Origin of the sequence: Virgibacillus salexigens, from assembly GCF_014905415.1 — a bacterium.
Classification (GTDB): domain Bacteria; phylum Bacillota; class Bacilli; order Bacillales; family Amphibacillaceae; genus Virgibacillus; species Virgibacillus salexigens.
In genome coordinates this window covers 1,249,461-1,271,458 of the sequence record NZ_BNEO01000001.1, presented here as the reverse complement: position 1 = coordinate 1,271,458, position 21,998 = coordinate 1,249,461, and the positions used below count along the sequence as shown (strand labels likewise).

Below are 21,998 nucleotides of genomic sequence, written 5' to 3'. Positions count from 1 at the left end.
ATCTGGAGGAATAAACGTGAATGATGTGATTACATTAGGAGAAGCAATGATTGTTTTTAATCCAGGAATGACAGGACCACTGAAATTCGTCAATACCTTCGAAAAGAAAGTTGGCGGAGCAGAACTGAATTTGGCAGTTGGCTGTTCTCGGTTAGGATTGAAAACAGGATATATGACAAGATTAGGCAAAGATGAGTTTGGGAAGCATATACACAATTTCGCCCGTGGAGAAGGAATAGACGTATCTCAAATCGATGAAATTGAGGGATATCCAACCTCTTTGAATTTTAAAGAAATCATGGAGGGTGGTAGTGTTCGTACCTTTTATTATCGAGATAAATCCCCTACCCTTACGCTTACTGCGGAAGATTTAGATGAATCGTATATTAGAAATGCAAAAATACTTCATTTAACTGGGATTTATCCTGCAATTGATGATCGAAATATAGCTGTCATAGAGAAGGCGATAGCATTAGCTAAAAAACATGATGTAAAAATCTCCTTTGATCCGAATATTCGCCTTCGCATGTGGAGTAAGGACAAAGCAAAAACTGTAATTAGCAAACTATTGCCACATGTTGATATATTGCTAACTGGTGATGAAGAAATGGAAATCGTGATGGGGGAAAGGGACCCAAAGAAAATTATAGAAAAAGCAATAGAACTCGGCATTTCTTACATTGCGGTCAAACAAGGGGATAAAGGTTCAGTAGGGTATTATCATGGTGAGACGATTCAAGCCTCACCTGTAAAAGCAGCAAAAGTGGTGGATACAGTAGGAGCTGGGGATGGTTTTAATGCTGGAGTGCTTTATGGATTTTTGAATGGATGGACATTAGCTAAAACCATGCATTTTGCTAATACGATTGGATCAATGGTTGTTGGAGTCATTGGAGACAATGAAGGATTGCCCTATTATGAAGAAGTTCAGCAACGGCTTGGAGAAGTAGAACGGATTGAACGATAAAAAGAGGTGTCAGAAGTGAAATTACAATTAGCTCTGGACAGGTTAACAAAAGAAGCGTGTTTGCATGTTATTTCCGAAACCAAAGAAATCGTAGACATTATAGAAATAGGTACAGGTGTTATAAAAGAGTATGGAATGGCATTTGTAAGAGAAATCCGAGAGAAATATCCGGACAAGACGATTCTTGCGGATATGAAGACATGCGATGCTGGAAAGCATGAGGCCAAGCAGGCGTTTGACGCTGGCGCAGATCTAACAACTGTCATGGCCTTTTCATCAGATGCTACCATTAAGGATACATTAGATGTAGCCAAACAAGTAGAGAAGCAAATAATGATTGATTTACTTGAGCTTTCCTCTCATCAACGCATGGAAGAATTGAAGCGGTTAGGAGTAGAGTTAGTTAGTCTCCATGTCGGAAAGGATCAACAAACAAAAGGGAATCATTTTAATACGGAATTGTTTTCTTTTGTAAATGGATATGGGTTTAAAGTTGCTGTAGCTGGTGGAATTAGGGAAGATACCTTGCCAGAGGTTGTGGAAGAGAATCCAGATATTATTATTGTTGGAAGTGCTATTTCCAAATCTCCTCATCCACAGCAAACAGCACAGCATATGAAAAAGATAATGCAAACGAGGGGATAAAAAGAGGAGGCAGGGCATTTGTGATGCTCTGCTTCTTCTTTTAAACGAGCTTATACAGATTTTTAGGTCTTCCTTTTTTTCCGTAATGGCAGATAATCTCTACTTCTCCCTTTCCCTCCAAATAGTTTAAATAACGGTGTACAGTCTGATATGCAATCGGTAATTCTTCTTGAATTTCATTTATGGTTCTTGCTGTTCCTTGTTGTAACAAAAAATTTTTAATTGACATTAATGTTCCTTGGTTAATTCCCTTTTCAACAAAGACACTCTCTTGATTAGCAGTTAGTCTACCAATTTTTAAATTAATTCGTATTCTAGACAATAGATCTGGAGCTCTAAAGGGCTTTAATGCAAAGTCGGTAGCACCTGCATGTAGAAACATATTAGCTACTTCCTGCCTTTCATCGACGGTAAGAATGATGATTGGCGTTTTATCATTAAATTTCCGAATTTCTTTTGTTGTTTTTAAGCCATCCCAATTAGGCATGTGATAATCCAGTAAAATGAGATCAGGTCCCATCTTTTTACATACATCTACCCCCATTTTTCCTGTAGAAGCTTCTAATACAGCGTATCCTCCAAAGCTGCAAACTTCGTTTAATGTAAATCGTATATCCTCATTATCATCTACAATTAAAATCGTTGACTTCACCTTTCTTTTCACCCTCTTTAGGAACCGGAAGCACGATATTCATTTGCGTATAATTCCCTGGTTCACTTTTTACCGAGATTTTCCCCCCATGATTTTCGACTACACTTTTAACAAACGAAAGACCTATTCCAGATGAGTTCTTTGTGCTGAACCCTTCATGCCAAATATTTTTCATATGTATTGCTTCAATACCCGGGCCATTGTCTTGAATTCGAAATAAAATACCACTATTTATTCTTTTGACACGGACATGGATATATCCTGCCTCATGAGCAAATGAAGCTATCGCATTTTCAATAATATTGGAAATAGCCCGTGAAAACCGAATCTTATTCACAAAAACTGGAGGAGTGTGTTGGTCAATATCAATTCTTAGATGAATTTTTTCATGGTTATCTAAGCCTAGGTGACTTGTTACGTAGGCAAACAGTTCCTCTACTGAAATATGCTTTTTAATATTCTCATATAAAATTTCCGAAATCATATCTTTCATGTTATCTAAAGAAGCTCCAATCCGAACAAAATAGTTGCTGAAAGTCGAATGCATGTTCACTTGTGATTTCATCTCTAATAAAGACAGAAGTCCTTCTATTGTAACTAAGGGCGTCTTTAAGTCATGTACTAATGTTGTAATTTCTTCATAAACTTTTGACTCGATAAGGGCAATTCTTGTTTCCTTCAACTCCTCCTCCTGTTGCTGGTATTTTTTCAGTGTAAAGAACTGCTTGTTTAGTAAATGAATAAGAAACGTAAGGATAATAGCGATGACAAGAAATACCAAGAAATACAGAGTTGCTAATGTGTTGTACAATTTATTATTTGTAAAGTATAAGTCAGCCGTTTTAATGCTGATTGCTAAATCATTTGTTCCAAAACCAAATTTGGAAAGTGCTGGGACTAACTGAATCCATTGCGTAGCAAATAAAATCAAAATGATAATAATGGATGAAATAAGAAAGAAAAATTTTTGCTTGGGAATATATATTTGCAGAAATATAATAATCGCTAGACTAACGAAACAGTTTATATAGGAGAAATATTCACCATAGATAATGTTGAAAAGAAAGAATGCAATGAAAACAATACCAATGAATAGAAAAGAAAAATGAGGCGAATCCAATTTACTATATAATGCGAAAGAAATTACCAATGCACCAAAATAAATAAGAAAAAAAATAAGTGTATACTTACCCACATAAGCAAAGGAAGTAATCATCAATTGCCCGCTATCCTGGTGTACAATACTATGCTGTATTCCATCAACAATAAATAATGTCCAATCTTTAATAAAGTATGGAAGAAAGAAACCATATATCATCAATAGAAGCCCAATTATTCCTGTGAGATAAGGGTGTTTTACTTTCATTATCTGTCATCAACCTTCTTATTTTAATATGTATATTGCATGTTACTAACGAAATGCTGAATTTAATGGGACAGAAATATCTTTCAATTGATGTACAAGAGTAGCTGGTATTTTATAAGATCGTAACGTAGCTAGAACATTTTCCTTGTTCTCCATTTGTTTTATACCAATATAGTAATTGGCATAGGGAACGGCAGCTTGAAACAATTTCATTGAATTTGGATCTTCGCGATGCTTACCTACCAGATTGACTAAAATAATAGGTACATCTTGAATCGCGGCCTCTTCTACTAGCTGTTTCGTTCGTTTCAGTTCATCAGACAAGCTACGAGGTGTGTGCAGCATACCATTGGCACTAAAACCAATAACGATAATTAAGCTTTGATAATCATAAAGGTCGGTTGCGAGAGCCCTGGGGCGATAATCCATTTCAAGATTTAAGTTATCAGCTATGTTACTGATAATCGTGCTTTCTGGTGCTTGTCCTGCCGATGTAATGAGAATTCTCTCTTCGCCGATTGGGGCTGGCAAATTTGGGTATGTATTTATGTGATTCGGGTTGGGGGCGCTTCGCGTGGATATCGTAATAATGGAGGCAAGTAATAAACATAGGAAGAACGGCATGTATTTATTCATTTTTGTCCACCTCTCCTACTTTTTGCTATTTTTGCGTCGCTGTTTAAATCAGTAAACCGGTTCAGTTAGATATGGAAAAGGTAAAGCATGTTTTGCCTTACCTTTTCCAAAACAATCTTCTATTCTTTTAGTCTCGGGTCTAGTGCATCTCGTAAGCCATCGCCAAATAGATTAAATCCAAGTACGACTAAGAAGATGGCTAACCCAGGAAATGCAACAACCCATGGAGCGTTTTGGATAGCAGCCCTGCCATCGGTTAACATCGCTCCCCATTCTGGCGTTGGCGGTTGAGCGCCGAGACCTAAGAAGCTTAATCCAGCTGCATCTAAAATAGCAGTGCCTATACTCAAGGTAGCTTGTACAATGATGGGTGCGGCGCAATTTGGTAGCACATGCTGGAATAATACTCTAGCGTGTTTTGCTCCAATTGCTTTGGATGCTTCGATGTATTCGGTTTCCTTAATTGATAACACAGCTGATCGGACAATCCGAGCAAATTGGGGGATCCCTACGATCCCAACGGCTATCATTGCATTGGTTAAGCTGGGGCCTAAAACGGCTACTAATGCGATAGCTAGTAGAATGCTAGGGAAGGCCATCATAATATCAATTATTCGCATGATGATCTGGTCAATCCAACGACCAAAATAACCAGCAACACTACCTAATACTACACCTATTATCATAGCAATTCCAACGGCTATCACGCCAATTTGTATAGATATACGAGTTCCATAAACAATTCTAGAGAAAATATCTCTGCCAAGTTCGTCCGTACCTAGCCAATGTTCGGCAGAGGGAGGCTGATAACGGTTAATGATATCTTGAGCAGTGTGACTATGCGTTGCTATTACCGGGGCAAAGATAGCCGTTAACACAAGAACCAAAATAATACATAAACCAATTAGCGAAGTTTTGCTTTTCACAATTCGTATTAGTGCATCTACCCAAAGCTTTCGAGCTTTCGTTTGCTGGAGATCATGGCTATCAGGTAGTGCGGGATTCGGTTCTGGTGTTGGGTTCGGTTGAAGTGACATGATGCACATCCTTTCATATAAATCTACTTCTTGAAGCTTACGCAATGTATTAGAAACAAGAAAAAAGATTTTGTTTTGCAAATGTGAATGAACCACAATTCATAGGCCAACTATCGTACGTCCTTAATAGAGAGCGCCCTTGTTCTTAATCAAAACGGATACGTGGATCAAAATATTTATAAAGTATGTCCGTGATTAAATTAACCAATACAAAAATCGTTGCGACAATTAAGATCGTACTTTGAACGACTGGGTAATCACGACCAAGCACAGCTAAATAGACATAACGTCCAATTCCAGGCCATGAGAATATCGTCTCTGTTAATACTGCTCCACCTAGCAATAATCCAAATTGCAGCCCAATCACGGTTAGAACTGGTAGAAATGCGTTTTTTAAAGCATGTTGAAAAACAACAAATCTCGTTCTTAATCCTTTCGCATTTGCTGTCCGTATGTAATCTTGGCGCATAACCTCCAGCATGCTTGACCGGGTCATTCTTGCGATGATTGCCATGGGGATGGTACCTAGGGCAAGACCAGGCATTAATAGATGGGAGAAAGCATCTTTAAAGGCAGCCCAGTTACCAGTTAGCAAGCTATCTAATAAATAAAAATTCGTAATCGTGGTTAATTCCATACCAGAAGTGAGTCTCCCAGAAGGTGGCAGAATGTTAAATACAACAGAAAAAAGCCAAATCATCATTAAACCTAACCAGAAGATAGGTAGGGATACACCGAATAAGGCGCCAGTCATACTAATATTGTCAAACCAGGAATATTGTTTAACAGCAGCAATTACCCCAGCTAGAACACCGACGATAATTGCCAAAATCATAGCGAAAATGGTTAATTCTACGGTAGCGGGTAACTTATAGAGTAATTGCTCAGCGATGTTTTCTTTTGATTGAATAGATTCCCCCAAGTCGCCTTGTACAATATTTCCTAAGAACCGACCATATTGGACAATGTAAGGATCATTTAGTCCTAGTTCTTCCCGTAAGGATTCTAATTGTGCCTCTGTTGCTTTTTCTCCTAGCATACTTCTGGCTGGATCACCAGGAATGAGGTGAATAAGTGAAAAGGTTAATATGGAAACACCTATTAAGACAGGAATGAGCATGAATAGTCTTCGGATAATGTATTTAAGCATAGTAAAATTCCTCCGAATAATGTCTTTAACATATACTTTGGTTCAGCTTAAGGGAGATCCTTACGTATTTGACGTAAGGATCAACTTAAGCGTGGTTTGTATCTTTTCTACTGTTCAATATCTAATAGATTAAATGGTTCACTGCCCGTAGGGTGTGGTGAATAATTGACGATATTTTTACTTGCAGCAATTGGTGGTGTTGTATGCGCAATTGGGAACCAAGGAGCATCTTCATGAATGATTTCTTGTGCCTTTAAGTAAAGTTCGGTACGTTTTTCTTGATCCATTTCTGTTTGTGCTTGTTTTAGTAAATCATGTACCTCATCATTTTTATAAAATGCAATATTACCTGCAGATCCCTTTTTCGCATTATCTTTGTCTAATAATACATATAGGAAGTTGTCTGGATCACCATTATCACCAGTCCAGCCTAGAAACGCCATATCATGTTCTCCATTCTCTGTAACATTTAGATGGGTATCCCAATCATTTTCAATTATTTCAACATTTACATTGATTTCTTTGAGCATTTCCTGTATGGCTTGAGCAGATACTTTTGGCTGCGGCATATATGGTCTAGGATTGGCAAATGTATACAAGGTAATATCAAATCCATCGGCATAACCTGCTTCTGCTAGGAGAGCCTTTGCTTCTTCGACGTCATAACCATAATCTTCAATATCATCATTGTATCCCCATAAAGATGGTGGAAGCGGGTTTTTGGCAGGTTTGCCAATACCTTCATACAGACTGATTAACCGTTCTTTATCAATCGCTAAATTAATAGCTTGGCGTACTAGTTTTTCGGATAAAGGGCCTTCTTTATCAGTATTCATCGCAAGGTAGCTAACATTCATGGATGGCCTGCGGATAATTTGTAGATTCTGGTCATCTTCTGCTGTTTGAATATCTTGTGGGTTTAAACCTGTCATTAAATCTATTGAACCCGATTGTAATTCCATAAATCGTGCACCATTATCAGGGATCGTACGGAAGACAACTTTGTCTACATTAGCTACTTCTCCAAAGTATTCCTCGTTTTTGGATAGGGTGATGCTTTCATCTGGAAGCCATTCTTCAAAAACGAATGGACCTGTACCGACGGGGTTTTTGAAGTAATCTTCTCCGTGTTTTTCTACTGCATCAGGGCTAGCTATACCAAATGGTGGCATGGCTAACGTTTGTAAAAATGGTGCATTTGGTTCAGAAAGTGTGAAGGTTACTTCATAATCTCCAGTTGCTTCCACTTTTTCAATGATGCCACCCAAGTCTTCTTCTGAAGCCCCAAACATATATCCATAATAAATATATTCTGCTGAAGTTGCCCAACGTTCAAAATTAAATACAACGGATTCAGCATTAAAATCAGTACCGTCATGGAATTTGATATCATCACGCAATTGAAATGTCCATGTCAGCCCATCTTCACTGGTCTCCCATTCTGTTGCTAGCGCTGGTTTAACCTCTGTACTTTCCTCTTGGTAACGAACAAGCGTGTCATAAATTTGGTTCGTAACATAAATCGATTCCCCATCAGTAACTTTTGAAGGGTCTAATTGGATGGAATCTGCACCTCGACCAAATATAAGTGTTTTTTCACCCGAGGCTTCTTCAGTTGTTTGATCTTCTCCACCTGAACCTTCACTTTCCTCACCTGTAGAACTTGTATTATTACTACAAGCGGAAATGAAGAGTAAAATAAAAAGTAAACCAAATAATGCTAAAATGGAACGTTTTTTCAACATAATTCCCCCTCTGATCCTATGTTTTAGATGACACTTTCCAAAGTTTGGTATTGGTTGATGTAATTAGCTAACCACCTCCCTAACGAAATGGCATGCAGCCATTTGTCCATTGGATGAGACTTGTTTTAGCTCTGGTTTCTCTTGACGGCAAATTTCTTCTGCAAATGGACACCTAGTGTGAAACTTACAACCACTAGGAGGATTGGCAGGAGAGGGTAGATCGCCTTTTAGAATGATCCGCTGCTTTTCTAAATGAGGATTTGCCTCTGGTACTGCTGAAAGCAGTGCTTGGGTATACGGATGCTTGGGGTCCTGATATAGCTCGTTTGCTTCGGCTATTTCAACAATCTCTCCTAGATACATAACGGCAACTCGATCACTAATATGATGAACGACACTTAGATCATGTGCGATAAAAATATAAGTAAGGTTAAACTCTTCCTGCAAATCTTCCATTAAATTAATGACTTGTGCTTGGATGGATACATCCAGTGCAGACACTGGCTCATCACAAATGACAAGTTCAGGGTCAAGGGCAAGTGATCTGGCGATTCCGATTCGTTGACGTTGACCTCCACTGAATTCATGGGGATAACGATCTTTATGATAGGAACGTAAACCAACGACATCTAGCAACCGTTCTAACTTTTTATATTGCTCCTCTTTTGATAATTGAAAGATCTTCATCGGTTCTGTAATGGTTTGGGCAATTGTTTTTCTAGGATTCAAGGATGCGTATGGATCTTGAAAGATCAACTGCATATCTTTTCTTAATTTACGAAGCTTCTCCCCGCGATAATGAGAAATATTTTCTCCCTTAAAATAGATGTCTCCTTCGGTTGGATTAATTAATTTCAATATTGATCTTCCTGCAGTAGATTTTCCACAACCACTTTCGCCAACTAATCCTAGCGTTTCCCCTGATTGAATAGAGAAGGAAATGCCATCAACCGCTTTAAGTACAGGCTTTTCCCTGGAAAATAATTTACTGTCTTTTAATGGAAAATGCTTTTTTAAATTAGTTACTTCTAATAATGTACTCATGGGCTGACCACCTTTTCAGAGTTCGTCTCCTCATATAATAAACAACGGACGAAATGATGATCATTCACTTCCGTTAGAGTCGGGTCAATGTGTAAACACGCCTCCATGACATGCTTGCAGCGAGGTGCGAAACTGCATCCCTTTGGAAGGGAGCGTAAATCTGGTGGCACCCCATCAATAGCTTCAAGTTTTTTCTTTTGCTTATTAATCGTTGGTATAGAATTCATTAATCCTAAAGTGTAAGGATGCTTTCCTTGGTCAAATAAGTGGTTTGTTTCTGTATATTCAACTGGCTTGCCGGCATACATAACCATTACACGATCACAAACCTCTGCTACGACACCAAGGTCATGGGTAATCATAATAATGGCCATATTTAACTCGTTTTGCATTTTTTTGAAGAGCTCAAGTATTTGTGCTTGAATGGTTACATCTAATGCTGTGGTTGGTTCGTCTGCAATTAGCACGGAAGGGTTACAGGCTAATGCGATAGCAATCATAACCCGCTGTCGCATCCCACCGCTGAATTCATGTGGATAATTCTTTAATCGTTTTTTTGGATCAGGAATCCCAACTAAATGAAGTAATTCCAAGGCTCTTGATCGTGCCTGGTTTTTTGAAAAACTTTCGTGAGCCAGTATTGTTTCAATTAGTTGCTTCTCGATGGTGAATACTGGGTTTAAAGAAGTCATCGGATCCTGGAACACCATTGATATTTCCTTTCCCCGAATATTTCGCATTTGTTTTTTGGTTTTGGTAAGCAAATTTTCCCCTTTAAATCGGATTTCTCCCTCTACAATCTTTCCAGGCGGAGAAGGAATCAATCCCATTATCGACATGGCTGTCATACTTTTCCCAGATCCAGATTCACCAACGATACCTAATGTCTCCCCAGGTTTAATATCAAAATCAACGCCATCTACGGCTTTCACAATGCCTGCTTTGGTAATAAAATGCGTATGTAAATTTTCTACTTGTAGAATGGGGGACTCCGTATGCATATGTATCCTCCTTCAGTTTTGTAACAGTTTAAAATAATTAGATTTTTTAGAATTAATTATCATTATACATAGATTTCTAGCTTGGGATGTTTTTTTCTCTTTTTTCTCAAAAAATAATGGACAAAGTAAAATCACGGTAGGACTAAGACACATGTGTTAAAAACTACGATTCGGGGTAAGAGCTATAAGAAACAACACCGGTGTTAAAAACAAAATAGAGGAGAAAAGAATATGCTTGTAAAATTATTACCACCTTCAATCAGTAAGTATTTGCAAATGTCTAAGCCAGAAAGACAATACGAACTTCGTTTAACATTATGGTGGACACCGCTACTTTATGTGATTGTTACATTCTTATTTGCAGCTATTACATTGTATCTTGATGTTGGTATCGGGCTGGCACAATATATGCCTGTTTTTTTTAAGGCGGAATTTGAAACCACTCGTCTACTTATTAGCTCGTTAATTGGAGGCGTTTTAACATTAAGTGCTTTTACATTGAATTCTTTGCTTGTTGTCCTTACTACATTTAGTGGACAATTCTCGCCAAGGTTGCTGCAAAATTTTGTGAAAGATAAGCAAACGCAACATATTCTTGGAGTGTTTAATGGCAGTTTTGTTTATGTTCTAATCATGTTTTTATTTATCAGCAGTAAACCTGTAGACTACTATACCGCAGTACCATTTGTGACAGTTTTGATTGCCTTTTTCGCAGCCATTGTCTTCATCTATTTCATTAATCATGCAACCACGTGGATGCAGGTTCATAATATTACCGATATGATGAATGATGTTTCTGAAGGAATATTAAACGGTGTTTTCTCCCAAGAACTAGAAGAAATACGAACGAGTCAACCTGGGGATATGTTGGAACATGATTATCCGCAAAGTAAAACGGTAATGTCCCCTAAATCTGGTTATATCCAGCTAATTCTTTTTAAGGATCTGATTAAAGAGGCAAGGAAAGATAATATCATAATTAAAATGGAAGTACGAGTGGGCAGTTTTGTTTTAAATGGAAATCAACTATTTACCTATTGGGGACCGGGCGCAGATAATGTAGATGAAGCGAAGTATGTTCAATTAATCCGAATTGGTCATAAGGAAACGGAGATTCAGGATTTGAAATTTGGACTCAGTAAACTGGGGGAAATAGCAATTAAAGCGATAGGGAATGATGATCCTAAAACTGCATCTAATACCATTTTTCAAGTGACCGATTTGTTATAAACATTAGAAAAGAATGTCACGTTTTCTCCATATTTAGTTGATGAGTACAAGCAGGTTCGCTTGATTTTAGGGGTAGATAATTTTGAGTACCATCTATATCAGGGCTTAGGTGTTATTAGGCACTATGCTCAGAAGAATTATCCAATTATCACCGATATTATTGCTGCACTTACAAGATTGGCGGGAGCCGTCGATGAAAAACATCATGATGTTATTTGGGGATTTGCTAGTAATACAATTGATCATATTTACACCGAGTTTATTTTTGATATTGATCGCCGATTGTTGTTGAGAAACTTATACAAGCTCGCTGAAATAACGGGCAACATCGAAAACTACCATTATATCGAACAGCATTTTAAAGGATATGCACAATAAAGGATAAGGGTTTAGGATTTCATGATAAAGGAATAATAATGATATACACGAGGTTACAAGGAGTGACGAAAATGAGTCAAGAAAAATTAAAACAACAAATCGAACATATATTAGAGGATAGTTCAGTAGGAACGATGGCAACGGTGAAAAAGCAGATGCCTCATTCAAGATACATGACTTTTTTTCATGAAAATCTAACGCTTTATACCCCGACAAATAAGGAGACGGATAAAGCAGAAGACATTGAAGCCAATCCGTATACCCATATTATTTTGGGCTATGAGGGTGAAGGATTTGGTGACACGTATGTAGAATATGAAGGAAAGGTTTCGTTTAATGAGTCGCAAGAATTGAAAGATCAACTTTGGAATGATCGCATGAAGCTGTATTTTGACGGACCAAACGATCCAAAACTCACTATCTTAGAAATTAAACCTTTGCATATTCGCTTAATGAATAAAAAGGGAGAAAGTCCACAAGAATTGAATCTTAGTTAAGGAATAGCCAGATGTGGTCAGTTACACATCTGGCTAATTATTTTCATAAGGCTTATTTCTTTGATTCGTTGTAGAGTAGTTAGAGACCAAGGGTGTCCCCTATATCCGAAGATGGAAGGAATTCCATTCAGTTATATCGAACTAATGTTATAATTATACTTATTTTGAGGGGGATTCGATGTACGAATTGAAAACCAAAGAAAATGAGGACGATGTTATAGAATTCATTGAACAAGTGGAAAGCCCAAAGAAAAAAGAAGACGCTTACCGATTACTAGATATTTTTACAGAAACTACCGGTTATCCTGCAAAAATGTGGGGTACTAGTATAATCGGATTTGGCTCCTACCATTATCAATATGCAAGTGGCCATGAAGGAGACGCAGCATTAGTTGGTTTTTCACCACGAAAAGCAAAATTTAGCTTGTATTTTGCAACAGGAGATCAAGAACGTGAAGATTTATTACAGAAACTAGGAAAGCATACAAGTGGGAAAGCGTGTGTCTATATCAATAAGCTAGCAGATATTGATATTGATGTTCTTAAACAATTAATTAACCAGTCTGTTACCTTCTTGAAAGAGAAATACCCAACAACGTAAAGCACCCATAAAAGGGGTGCTTTTTTTCAGGAAAGAAAGTATGAATACAGGCAAATTCATACAGCGTTATTTGAGAATAGAGTATTACCGTTCAGTCACAATAGTTTTTCGCAGTTCTATTATCAGGGTGCTGGTGCTGGATGAAAGTCGAACGGCTCAAGAATTGAATGAACATCTTAATGAAAAATAAAAATTTCGAATCAAACACATCCTATGGGGTGTGTTTTTCCATGTGGTGAGTAAAATAAGTGGACATTACAAAAAATACATGGTATATTTATATTTAATTAAAGATAAATGAATTAAGAATAAATAAATATCTAAAGCTATAGGAGGATCAATGATGCAAGGTTTGAAAGGGATTCATCATGTTACAGCAATTACAAGTAGTGCAGAAAAGAACTATGCGTTTTTCACTTATATTCTTGGGATGCGCTTAGTCAAGAAGACAGTAAATCAAGATGATATTCAAACGTATCACTTATTCTTTGCAGATGATAGAGGAAATCCTGGGACCGATATGACGTTTTTTGATTTTCCGGGTATTCCAAAAGGTTCGCATGGAACAAATGAAATCTTTAAAACATCTTTTCGCGTTCCTTCTGATGCTGCTCTTGATTATTGGGTCAAACGTTTTGACCGCTTAAAGGTAACGCATACAGGTGTTAAAGAACAGTTTGGTAAGCGAACATTATCCTTTGTGGATTTTGATGATCAGCAGTATCAATTAATTTCTGACGAAGAGAATATTGGTGTCGAAGCGGGGGTTCCATGGCAGGATGGACCAATTCCTCTAGACTATGCAATAACAGGTCTGGGGCCGATATTTGTTCGAGTTGCAAACTTTGAATATTTTAAAGAAATGATGGAAAAAGTACTTGCTTTCAATGAAATAGACCAAGATGGTGCTTTTCATTTGTTTGAAGTGGGGGAAGGGGGCAATGGAGCACAAGTCATTGTTGAATATAACCCGGTACTGCCAAACGGTCGACAAGGGTATGGTACGGTGCATCATGCTGCATTTCGTGTTGACGACCGAAATGTGTTAGAGGAATGGATCACACGAATGGAGAATTTCGGATTTCAAACGTCTGGTTATGTTAATCGCCATTTCTTTGAATCATTATATGCCCGTGTAGCTCCCCAAATACTGTTTGAATTTGCCACTGACGGTCCTGGGTTTATGGGAGATGAACCATATGAAACTCTCGGAGAGAGCTTATCGCTACCACCATTCCTCGAGCCAAATCGTGAAGAAATTGAGAAAATGGTGCGCCCGATTGATACGGTAAGAAGCACGAAAGAATTTAAAAAAGAATAACCAGATGGTATACATTTTTATCAGGTAAGGTCGTGCATCTAGATTACTGCATGGCCTTTTTTAGTTTTTCTTGATAAAAAAACTAAAGACCAGGCCTAAATTAACACCTATTAAAGTAAAGATGGAAAACAAGCCTATCCCCATTCCCGTCCATTCGCCGATAGCAAAGATACTGATAATGAATATAATAAAACCGGCAAGGCTTAGAAGCGTAGTAATGATGTACAATGTTACCCGATTAATCAACCTTGCTAAAATAATAATGACGGATGCTGTTATTAATCCTGTAAGGATAAAAGGCGTCCATCCTTCGAGAAGAATCCTTGTCATATTTTCATCCCCCAGATAATTAAGGATTCTCATTACCCATTACATACCATAATGATATTTTCATCGAGGTCCCTTAAAGGAACTCCTTCCAACGTTATAACTGGATCGTTAACATCATAGAAATGCAGACCGAATATCATCGTATGAAAATTAAATAATGATTGTGGAGAACTTGATATCATGATCCATAATCATGTAGTTACGACAATTCATTTATATTAAGATGAATACCCTGCCTAAGCATCTACAATATCATTAATCAACTTTTTTAGATTGCTAGTATAAAATGGAATTAATTTGGTTCCGAATCAGGGTAGACATATACTATACTCCCTATTTTAAGGCATAAGGGAGTTTATCCTATCTTACTTCCTATCTTTGAAAAGTATGATAACAATAAATGACTTTTGTAAAGGAATGTTTCATTCTTTGGCTATGGTGTTTATTAAACCCGTGTAGAACAGTAAAATTTCTAATGTATGCCAGATAGTGAGTAAACCTGGATTCCTGATCAAGCTAAAGACCTATTCTTAACGCCCATTTAAAAATAGGTAGTTTTGATTTAATGATTTCTGATACGCTACCAGGGACCCCGTTTGAAATGGGAACGAATGTTACTATTACGATAATATTCGATGGAAAGGAAGAGGCAGAGGATATTTATAACAAACTATTAACAAATGATGGAGCTGAGGCAATGCCAATGCAAGAAGCATTTTGGAGCCCAGCTTATGATCAAGTTATTGCTCAATTTGGTGTAACCTGGCATGTTTCCGGGGGAGAATAGCCGGTAATAAGAAACAGGCATTCAACATGCCCATTTCTTATTACTATGACCTAGCGGCTTTCATGAACAATATAAGCATCCGTTACACCAGCGTTTTTCACTTTTGTTAATTGTTCTTCAGCGTTTGATCGATTGGTGAAAGCTCCTGCTTGAACACGATACCATTGCTGTCCGGAAATGGTTACTAAGTCGACAAAGGCATTAATCCCTTTCGACTGTAGCATATCAACACGTTGTTCTGCATTATCTCGGGATTTGAAAGATCCAGCTACCACTCGATAAATACTACCCGAACCTGGCTTTTTTGTTAGATTAAAAGCTTTTGCTAATCCATTGACATGCCCACGAGCAACGGTTTGTCTCCAAGAAGCACTACGCATTAATGCAGCATCACTCGGATTATCTATAAATCCGTTTTCCGTTAGTATTGCAGGCATTGCAGATTCACGTAGAACGTGAAAATTGGCCTTTTTCTTCCCTCTATTACGCAGTTGATTTACTTTCGTGACTTCTGAATGTACTTGATTACGGTACTGTGCTGTTTGTGAACCATCAGATAGTGACGAATGAATATAATCTTCATAGCCCCTAGCAGAACCATTAAAAGAGTTGCAATGTACGGATAGAAAGTAATCAGCATTCCATGTGTTGGCATCATTCGTTCGTTGATTAAGACTAACCGTAGCATCGGTTGTTCTACTCATTCGTACCTGCACATTATTGTATTCACTGGTAAGGATATTTCTAATTCGTAAGGCAATATCTAAATTAATATTTTTTTCATATAGTCCATTTCCTGTTGCACCTGGATCAGACCCTCCATGACCTGGATCTAAATAAAGTCTCATTACTTATTCCTCCAGTCTTCTTCATATTCTCTTTCCATAACAGCGTATGAAAGCATATATTCTTCCAATTGGACAAACATCTTTATTTGATAGAAATTCCATAGATGCCACTGCCCGTTCTATAACTATAATCGGATCATTACGTAAGGAAGTGGCAATGGTGATTACAAAAAAATAAAGGAAGTAAGCCGGTTTGGCTCACTTCCTTTATTCAGTAGCTAATGGTTTCTTCGGTGGTTTATTTTCTTTCTTCCCTAAGAGAACCCGTTTTGCTTTTTCTCTATTCCGCTTATTGCTCAATACATAGAGTATATCATCATCTTGGATAACGGAGGTGCCTGTTGGTGTGATCAATTGCTTATTTCGGATTATTCCGATTACCAGCGTTTCATCTGGTAGTTCCAAATCAATCAGTGTACGATTTAAGGCAGCTGATCGCGGGGTCATTCTTACTTCCATTATTTCAGCCTCGGTATTTCCTAGATTAATTAATTCCATTGTTGGTTTGCTCGGATCATTCTTTCCGCCTGTTAGACCAAGCTTTGTTGCTAACCAGGATAACGTACTTCCCTGTACCAGTGCTGAAATAAGAACGACGAAAAACACAGCATTAAATATAAGATCGCTATTTTCTATATCAGCAATAATTGGATAAGTTGCCAATACGATAGGTACGGCACCTTTTAATCCTGCCCACGAAATAAATAATTTATCTTTTACGTTATATTTCATAAATAGCATGGAAACAAAGACTGCAATTGGACGTGCGATAAACATTAGGATAAGCGTTAATAAAACCCCTTGCCAGAATACACTAGGTAATTGACTTGGAAATACAAGTAAACCAAGCAGGATAAACATAACGATCTGCATCATCCAGGCAAATCCTTCATTAAAACGTAAAATCGAAAAGCGATACATGAGGTCACTATTCCCAACGAATACAGCCATTACATAAACAGCCAGTAGGCCGCTTCCGCCTAAAAAGTCAGAAATAAAATAGGTAGCAGTAGCCATACCTATTGCAAGAGCAGGGTATAAACTAGAGGTGTCTAAATTTATATTATTTATGAGTAATACAGTCAGTTTTCCAAGCAATAATCCGATTAATAGGCCAAGCCCCATTTGGACGAAAAAGCTGCCAATAGCTAGCCATATCGATGCATCTGGCACTTGTATTAATTCAATTAAAGCAACAGTGAGAAAAACCGCCATTGGATCATTAGATCCTGATTCTGCTTCAAGGGTAGAGGTGAGTTTGGATTTAATGTTTTTGTTTCCTAGCACACTAAATACAGCAGCAGCATCAGTAGAACCAACAATCGCCCCAAATAACATACCTTCTAATAAGGATAAGTTAAGAATATACATGGCAGCTACCCCAGTAATAACCGTAGTCAGTAGCACACCTAAGGTAGCCAAGGATCCTGCTGCACCAATAACAGGGCGGACATTCTCCCATTTTGTTTGGGTTCCACCTTCAAATAGGATAATAATTAAGGCCATAATTCCTATTAGTTGTGTGAGATGAACGTTTTCGAAGAAGATGAATTGATTTAGCCCCATGCCAATTAAGAGGAATAATACGAGTGCTGGTAGTCCTAACTTTGTGGAGAACTTTGTTGCCAAAGCTCCGACAATAAGCATTGCAGAAAAGAGAAAAACAAGCATTTCTAAAGATATATCCATGTTGAACAGTCCTTCCAAAGAACAATCTATCTCTATTATAAAGGTTATAAATGGATTTGAGAAAAAAGACGAATCATAATTATGAATTATTTTGTGATTGTTTTGATATATGGAACGAGAGAACCCATTTAATGGACTTCTATCAAATAAGCATAAAAGCACAAATATCCCACAAACTATAGGCAAGCTGTAGCCTGAAAGGAGGACGTGAAATGGGAAACAAGAATAATCAATTTAAAGAAAATACGAATCACGGAGAGCATCGCAATGGACGGAAAAGCCAATATAAAAACAGTAACTCTCATGGCGGTGAGGAGCCAAACCAATATGTGAACCAGAAAAAGCAGTAGGTTTTGCAAGAGAGTGGTTGATAGCCGTAGTCAGCCATTCTCTTTTTTAGGTAAAAGTGCAATTTTCGCCTAGATAACTATACAATAATCCTGGTTCTAATGTACTATTTTTAACATTAAATTTACAGTATCTTAAAACTTGATTGCTATACTTATTGCTAGATAAAGGATCGTAGGGGGAGATTGATTGAAGGTTTATCAAAAATACAAGCAATGGATAATGCAATTAAGCAATACGATGTTAAAAAAACTAAGCTTACGTAGCCGTTTGTTGCTCTTGTTTATCGTTTTGATATTCATTTCCAGTACGGCAGTAGGGATAAGTTCCTATCTAAAGGCGAAAGGAACAACGATGACAGCTATCGAGAACAGACTTAAACGAGAAACGGAGTTAATGGGATACATCGCTGATAACCTTCAATTTTTATACGTAAGCGATAATAATTATTTTATGCAACAACTTGAAAGTAATATTCGTACTCAAAAAAACAAATTAGCTGATGATGGCATTGCTTCTGAATATTTTTATGTTAAAGGAGAGCGGGTGACCCCATTTAAAAGTAGTGAAGATGCATTGCCAGGATTATCAACAGCTATTATAGAGGAAATATCGGTACGCCAAAACGGTCTTATACATAAAACGATAGATAACAAAGAATATACATTTACTTTTCAAGAAATGGAAGAAATAGAAGGAATCTATGTCTTAGCTGTTCCAACATCATCTTACATGGAACCCGTGCAATCAATGGGCTATTATACCATTGCGATTATTATGGTTAGTGGTTTGCTCACGACCTTATTGATTACTATTTTTGTAAGAAGTTTAACCAAACCCATTATGGTATTACGAGATACTATGCAAGAAGTAAAAATTGGAAACTTAGGAAAAGTCCTTCCTATTAAGACGACATTGCCTGAATTTATAGCACTGAAAAATGGATATGAAACGATGATTTCTTATATGCGAACGACGCTTCAGGAAATCAAAGTCACAACCGATCATCTGAATAACACAGGCAGAGAATTACAACGTTCATCTGCAACCACGTTAGAATCAGGTCAACAGCTAATGGAAGCAATTAATGAAGTGAAGACAGGAGCAGAGCAAACGGCATCGAGTTCAAAAAGTAGTGTAGAAATGGTTCTCCAAATCAAAGGTAAGTTGGAAATGATGAATATGGGGATTATTTTTCAAAGTTCTGGAGAAATGATTGCTTCTGCGCAGCAAGGCGATGTGCAAATAAACAAATTGAACCAAACGATAACTTCTTTTGAAACCGATTTTGAACAACTTACAAATACGGTTAACATGGTGCAAACGGAGTCTAAATCCATTACAGCAATGGTGGATATGATTCAAGAGGTTGCAGAACAAACCAAACTATTGTCATTAAATGCAGCTATCGAAGCCGCCCGTGCAGGTGAATCAGGTAAAGGATTCGCTGTAGTGGCCAAGGAAATAAGAAAACTAGCAGAACAATCTTCTCGAGCAGCTAGTGATATCACTGAATCAACATCGAGAATGGAATGTATAACAATAGAAGCGTCTAATGAGTTTCAGCAAATGCTATCAAAAACAAAATCAACACTTACGATGGCTGCTACTTCCCAGTCTTCATTTAATGAGCTGTTAATTGAAATCGAGAAAGTAAATAATCAATTAAGGTCCATAGAAAAGGATCTTCAAGAATTTGAACAAACACTCCCGCAATTGCAACAATCAGCAATTGATTATTCCTCCATGTCAGCAGATAATTTAATCCGTGCAGAAGAAATGCTTTTAGGCAGCAGTCAACAATTACATCTGTTGAGGAATAATGATGAAATTGGAAATAAACTTACTGATTTAGCAGACTCTCTTGCTATTCATACCCAACGTTATGACATTCAATAGCAGATGATACGTAAACCCTTCGATATAAATAAAAACCTGACCACGTTAGTGGTCAGGTTTATTTATTGAAATGGGGGAGTTAATGAATGAATTAGCCGAATCGTCCAGAGATATAATCTTCTGTACGGCTGTCGGTTGGTGTAGTAAAGATTTTGTCTGTCTCATCGAATTCAATTACTTCTCCATTTAAGAAGAAGGCAGTACGATCAGAAATTCGAGCAGCTTGCTGCATATTATGGGTTACGATAATAATTGAATATTCCTTTTTGAGTTCATGAATCAATTCTTCTACTCTTAATGTTGATTTCGGGTCTAATGCGGAAGTAGGCTCATCCATTAAGATGACATCTGGTTCGATGGCTAAGCAACGTGCAATACAAATGCGCTGCTGTTGACCGCCGGAAAGCCCGTATGCATTCTCCTTGAGACGATCTTTAACCTCATCCCAAATGGATGCACCTCTGAGACTTTTCTCAACAATTTCATCAAGTGTTTTTTTATTCCGAATGCCATGAATCTTTGGACCGTACGCTATATTATCGTAAATCGATTTAGGGAAAGGATTAGGCTTTTGAAAAACCATTCCTACTTTGGTACGTAAATCCTCTACTTTAAAGGATTTATCTAATATACTTTTTCCTTTATAGGTAATCATGCCAGAGGTACGTACACTTGGAACGAGTTCTACCATCCGGTTCAGTGTTTTTAAATACGTAGATTTACCACAGCCAGAAGGACCAATAATGGCTGTTACTTCTTTCTCGTAGATGGATAAATTAATATCCTTCAATGCATGTGTATCACCATACCATAAATTTAAATCCTTTGTATCGTAAACGGTAGTTTTTGGTGTATCTTTATTATTTCGCGGATCATTTGAAATCGTAAGCTCTTCATCAAATTTTGGCTTTGTTAAGGTACTCATATCACACACTCCTTAATTAATATCGTTTTTGAAACTTGTTACGGATAATGATTGCCGTAGCGTTTAATAAGAATAAGAGTACAAGTAATACAATGATAGTCGCTGCAGCTAAATTTGCATATTCTGCCACTAATGAAGAATCTAACGTCCAATAGTAAATTTGCATTGGGAGGACAGTGAATTTATCCATAATTCCACCAGGAAACGGGATAAGCAATGCTGGAATACCAATGACTACTAATGGTGCCGTTTCTCCAATTGCCCTCGAAAGTGACAAAATCGATCCTGTAAGAATACCAGGTAAAGCTGCTGGCAATATAATATTTTTAACCGTCTGCCATTTTGTTGCACCCATCCCATAAGAGGCTGCACTCAAATCTTGCGGTACAGCTCGAACAGCCTCCTGTGCTGCCACAATAATGATGGGAAGTACGAGCAAGGACATGGTTAAACCGCCTGCTAATACGATATTTCCAAAATCTAGAGCTCGAACAAATAAAGTCATACCTAGTATTCCGTAAACAATAGAAGGAACTCCTGCTAAATTTGCGATATTTGTTTGGACGAATGATTGAAATTTGCCTTTCCTGGCGTATAATTCTAAATAAATCGCAGTACCAACACCTAAGAATAGGGTGACTGGAATAACAACAACCATAAGCCAAAACGTTCCAAGAATGGCACCCATTATACCTGCACGATCTGCAGAAGTAGAGAGTTTTCCAGTTAAGAAGTCCAGGTTAATCCAACTTGCACCTTGGAGTAAGACACGGATAATTAATATAGCTAGGATGACTAATCCAAATAGAGTAGCTGCAAGAAATAATGTTTTTAATATATTATTTTTTAGAATGCGTCCATTCATTTTTTTCTGTACTTGGGCTGCGTCAACATATTTCATA

General features: G+C 37.5%; 23 protein-coding genes. 10 read left to right on the top strand and 13 right to left on the bottom strand.

The window, feature by feature from the left end:
• Positions 1 to 16: 16 nt before the first annotated feature.
• Both JKP73_RS05710 and hxlA read left to right on the top strand, forming a co-directional pair.
• On the top strand, positions 17 to 967 hold the full coding sequence (locus JKP73_RS05710; RefSeq protein ID WP_200410976.1) for a sugar kinase: 951 nt from the start codon (positions 17 to 19) through the stop codon (positions 965 to 967).
• Between the two features lie 15 nt (positions 968 to 982).
• Complete coding sequence (hxlA, locus tag JKP73_RS05705; protein WP_038241933.1) at positions 983 to 1,612, top strand: 3-hexulose-6-phosphate synthase; 630 nt, start codon at positions 983 to 985, stop codon at positions 1,610 to 1,612.
• 40 nt (positions 1,613 to 1,652) lie between these two features.
• Here hxlA and JKP73_RS05700 read toward each other — a convergent pair whose 3' ends face one another.
• The 8 genes from JKP73_RS05700 to JKP73_RS05665 all read right to left on the bottom strand — a co-directional run bounded on the left by JKP73_RS05700 (position 1,653) and on the right by JKP73_RS05665 (position 10,243).
• Positions 1,653 to 2,264, bottom strand: a complete 612-nt coding sequence (locus JKP73_RS05700) for a response regulator (protein ID WP_200410975.1) — start codon at positions 2,262 to 2,264, stop codon at positions 1,653 to 1,655.
• Entirely contained in the window at positions 2,236 to 3,630 is a 1,395-nt protein-coding gene (locus tag JKP73_RS05695; protein WP_200410974.1) for a sensor histidine kinase, read from the bottom strand. The genes JKP73_RS05700 and JKP73_RS05695 overlap by 29 nt, the downstream gene beginning before the upstream one ends.
• A gap of 45 nt (positions 3,631 to 3,675) precedes the next feature.
• Positions 3,676 to 4,266, bottom strand: coding sequence for a DUF6305 family protein (locus tag JKP73_RS05690; protein ID WP_200410973.1), 591 nt, complete (start codon positions 4,264 to 4,266; stop codon positions 3,676 to 3,678).
• A 119-nt stretch (positions 4,267 to 4,385) separates the two neighbouring features.
• Positions 4,386 to 5,303 (bottom strand): nickel transporter permease, encoded by a 918-nt coding sequence (gene nikC / locus JKP73_RS05685; protein ID WP_021290016.1) that lies wholly within the window; start codon positions 5,301 to 5,303, stop codon positions 4,386 to 4,388.
• Between the two features lie 145 nt (positions 5,304 to 5,448).
• The gene (locus tag JKP73_RS05680) at positions 5,449 to 6,453 is read right to left on the bottom strand and encodes an ABC transporter permease (protein ID WP_021290015.1); all 1,005 of its coding nucleotides are present in this window, start codon (positions 6,451 to 6,453) and stop codon (positions 5,449 to 5,451) included.
• Between the two features lie 107 nt (positions 6,454 to 6,560).
• Complete coding sequence (locus JKP73_RS05675) at positions 6,561 to 8,198, bottom strand: ABC transporter substrate-binding protein (protein ID WP_038241941.1); 1,638 nt, start codon at positions 8,196 to 8,198, stop codon at positions 6,561 to 6,563.
• A 63-nt stretch (positions 8,199 to 8,261) separates the two neighbouring features.
• Entirely contained in the window at positions 8,262 to 9,242 is a 981-nt protein-coding gene (locus JKP73_RS05670) for an ABC transporter ATP-binding protein (RefSeq protein ID WP_160806876.1), read from the bottom strand.
• Positions 9,239 to 10,243 carry an ABC transporter ATP-binding protein gene (locus JKP73_RS05665; protein WP_021290012.1) on the bottom strand — a complete coding sequence of 335 codons (1,005 nt, stop codon included), beginning with the start codon at positions 10,241 to 10,243 and terminating at the stop codon, positions 9,239 to 9,241. Before JKP73_RS05665 ends, JKP73_RS05670 begins: the two co-directional genes overlap by 4 nt.
• Positions 10,244 to 10,474: 231 nt before the next feature.
• Between JKP73_RS05665 and JKP73_RS05660 the strand changes: the two genes are divergently transcribed.
• From JKP73_RS05660 to JKP73_RS05645, 5 genes are all read left to right on the top strand, one after another.
• Positions 10,475 to 11,473, top strand: coding sequence for a DUF2254 domain-containing protein (locus JKP73_RS05660; RefSeq protein ID WP_234447060.1), 999 nt, complete (start codon positions 10,475 to 10,477; stop codon positions 11,471 to 11,473).
• Positions 11,474 to 11,533: 60 nt separating this feature from the next.
• Entirely contained in the window at positions 11,534 to 11,851 is a 318-nt protein-coding gene (locus JKP73_RS23065) for a hypothetical protein (RefSeq protein WP_234447059.1), read from the top strand.
• A 71-nt stretch (positions 11,852 to 11,922) separates the two neighbouring features.
• Complete coding sequence (locus JKP73_RS05655; RefSeq protein ID WP_021290010.1) at positions 11,923 to 12,348, top strand: pyridoxamine 5'-phosphate oxidase family protein; 426 nt, start codon at positions 11,923 to 11,925, stop codon at positions 12,346 to 12,348.
• Between the two features lie 178 nt (positions 12,349 to 12,526).
• A complete protein-coding gene (locus JKP73_RS05650; protein WP_160806875.1) occupies positions 12,527 to 12,949 on the top strand; it encodes a DUF1801 domain-containing protein in 423 nt (140 codons plus the stop codon).
• Positions 12,950 to 13,292: 343 nt separating this feature from the next.
• The gene (locus tag JKP73_RS05645) at positions 13,293 to 14,270 is read left to right on the top strand and encodes a ring-cleaving dioxygenase (RefSeq protein ID WP_160806995.1); all 978 of its coding nucleotides are present in this window, start codon (positions 13,293 to 13,295) and stop codon (positions 14,268 to 14,270) included.
• Positions 14,271 to 14,330: 60 nt separating this feature from the next.
• On the opposite strand, the gene JKP73_RS05640 is transcribed toward JKP73_RS05645, so the two are convergent.
• Entirely contained in the window at positions 14,331 to 14,600 is a 270-nt protein-coding gene (locus tag JKP73_RS05640) for a YesK family protein (protein ID WP_021290007.1), read from the bottom strand.
• Between the two features lie 565 nt (positions 14,601 to 15,165).
• Here JKP73_RS05640 and JKP73_RS05635 point away from each other — a divergent pair.
• A complete protein-coding gene (locus JKP73_RS05635) occupies positions 15,166 to 15,387 on the top strand; it encodes a VOC family protein (protein ID WP_021290006.1) in 222 nt (73 codons plus the stop codon).
• 50 nt (positions 15,388 to 15,437) lie between these two features.
• On the opposite strand, the gene JKP73_RS05630 is transcribed toward JKP73_RS05635, so the two are convergent.
• Both JKP73_RS05630 and JKP73_RS05625 read right to left on the bottom strand, forming a co-directional pair.
• Positions 15,438 to 16,235: an N-acetylmuramoyl-L-alanine amidase gene (locus JKP73_RS05630; protein ID WP_021290005.1), complete on the bottom strand. Its 798-nt coding sequence runs from the start codon at positions 16,233 to 16,235 to the stop codon at positions 15,438 to 15,440.
• A gap of 207 nt (positions 16,236 to 16,442) precedes the next feature.
• Positions 16,443 to 17,924, bottom strand: coding sequence for a potassium/proton antiporter (locus JKP73_RS05625; protein WP_200410972.1), 1,482 nt, complete (start codon positions 17,922 to 17,924; stop codon positions 16,443 to 16,445).
• A 212-nt stretch (positions 17,925 to 18,136) separates the two neighbouring features.
• On the opposite strand from JKP73_RS05625, the gene JKP73_RS05620 reads away from it, so the two are divergent.
• Positions 18,137 to 18,274: a hypothetical protein gene (locus tag JKP73_RS05620; RefSeq protein ID WP_021290003.1), complete on the top strand. Its 138-nt coding sequence runs from the start codon at positions 18,137 to 18,139 to the stop codon at positions 18,272 to 18,274.
• Positions 18,275 to 18,461: 187 nt separating this feature from the next.
• The gene (locus JKP73_RS05615) at positions 18,462 to 20,171 is read left to right on the top strand and encodes a methyl-accepting chemotaxis protein (RefSeq protein ID WP_234447058.1); all 1,710 of its coding nucleotides are present in this window, start codon (positions 18,462 to 18,464) and stop codon (positions 20,169 to 20,171) included.
• Positions 20,172 to 20,262: 91 nt separating this feature from the next.
• Here JKP73_RS05615 and pstB read toward each other — a convergent pair whose 3' ends face one another.
• Both pstB and pstA read right to left on the bottom strand, forming a co-directional pair.
• Positions 20,263 to 21,096, bottom strand: coding sequence for a phosphate ABC transporter ATP-binding protein PstB (gene pstB, locus JKP73_RS05610; RefSeq protein WP_021290001.1), 834 nt, complete (start codon positions 21,094 to 21,096; stop codon positions 20,263 to 20,265).
• A gap of 16 nt (positions 21,097 to 21,112) precedes the next feature.
• Positions 21,113 to 21,997, bottom strand: coding sequence for a phosphate ABC transporter permease PstA (gene pstA, locus JKP73_RS05605; RefSeq protein WP_200410971.1), 885 nt, complete (start codon positions 21,995 to 21,997; stop codon positions 21,113 to 21,115).
• Position 21,998: the final 1 nt, after the last annotated feature.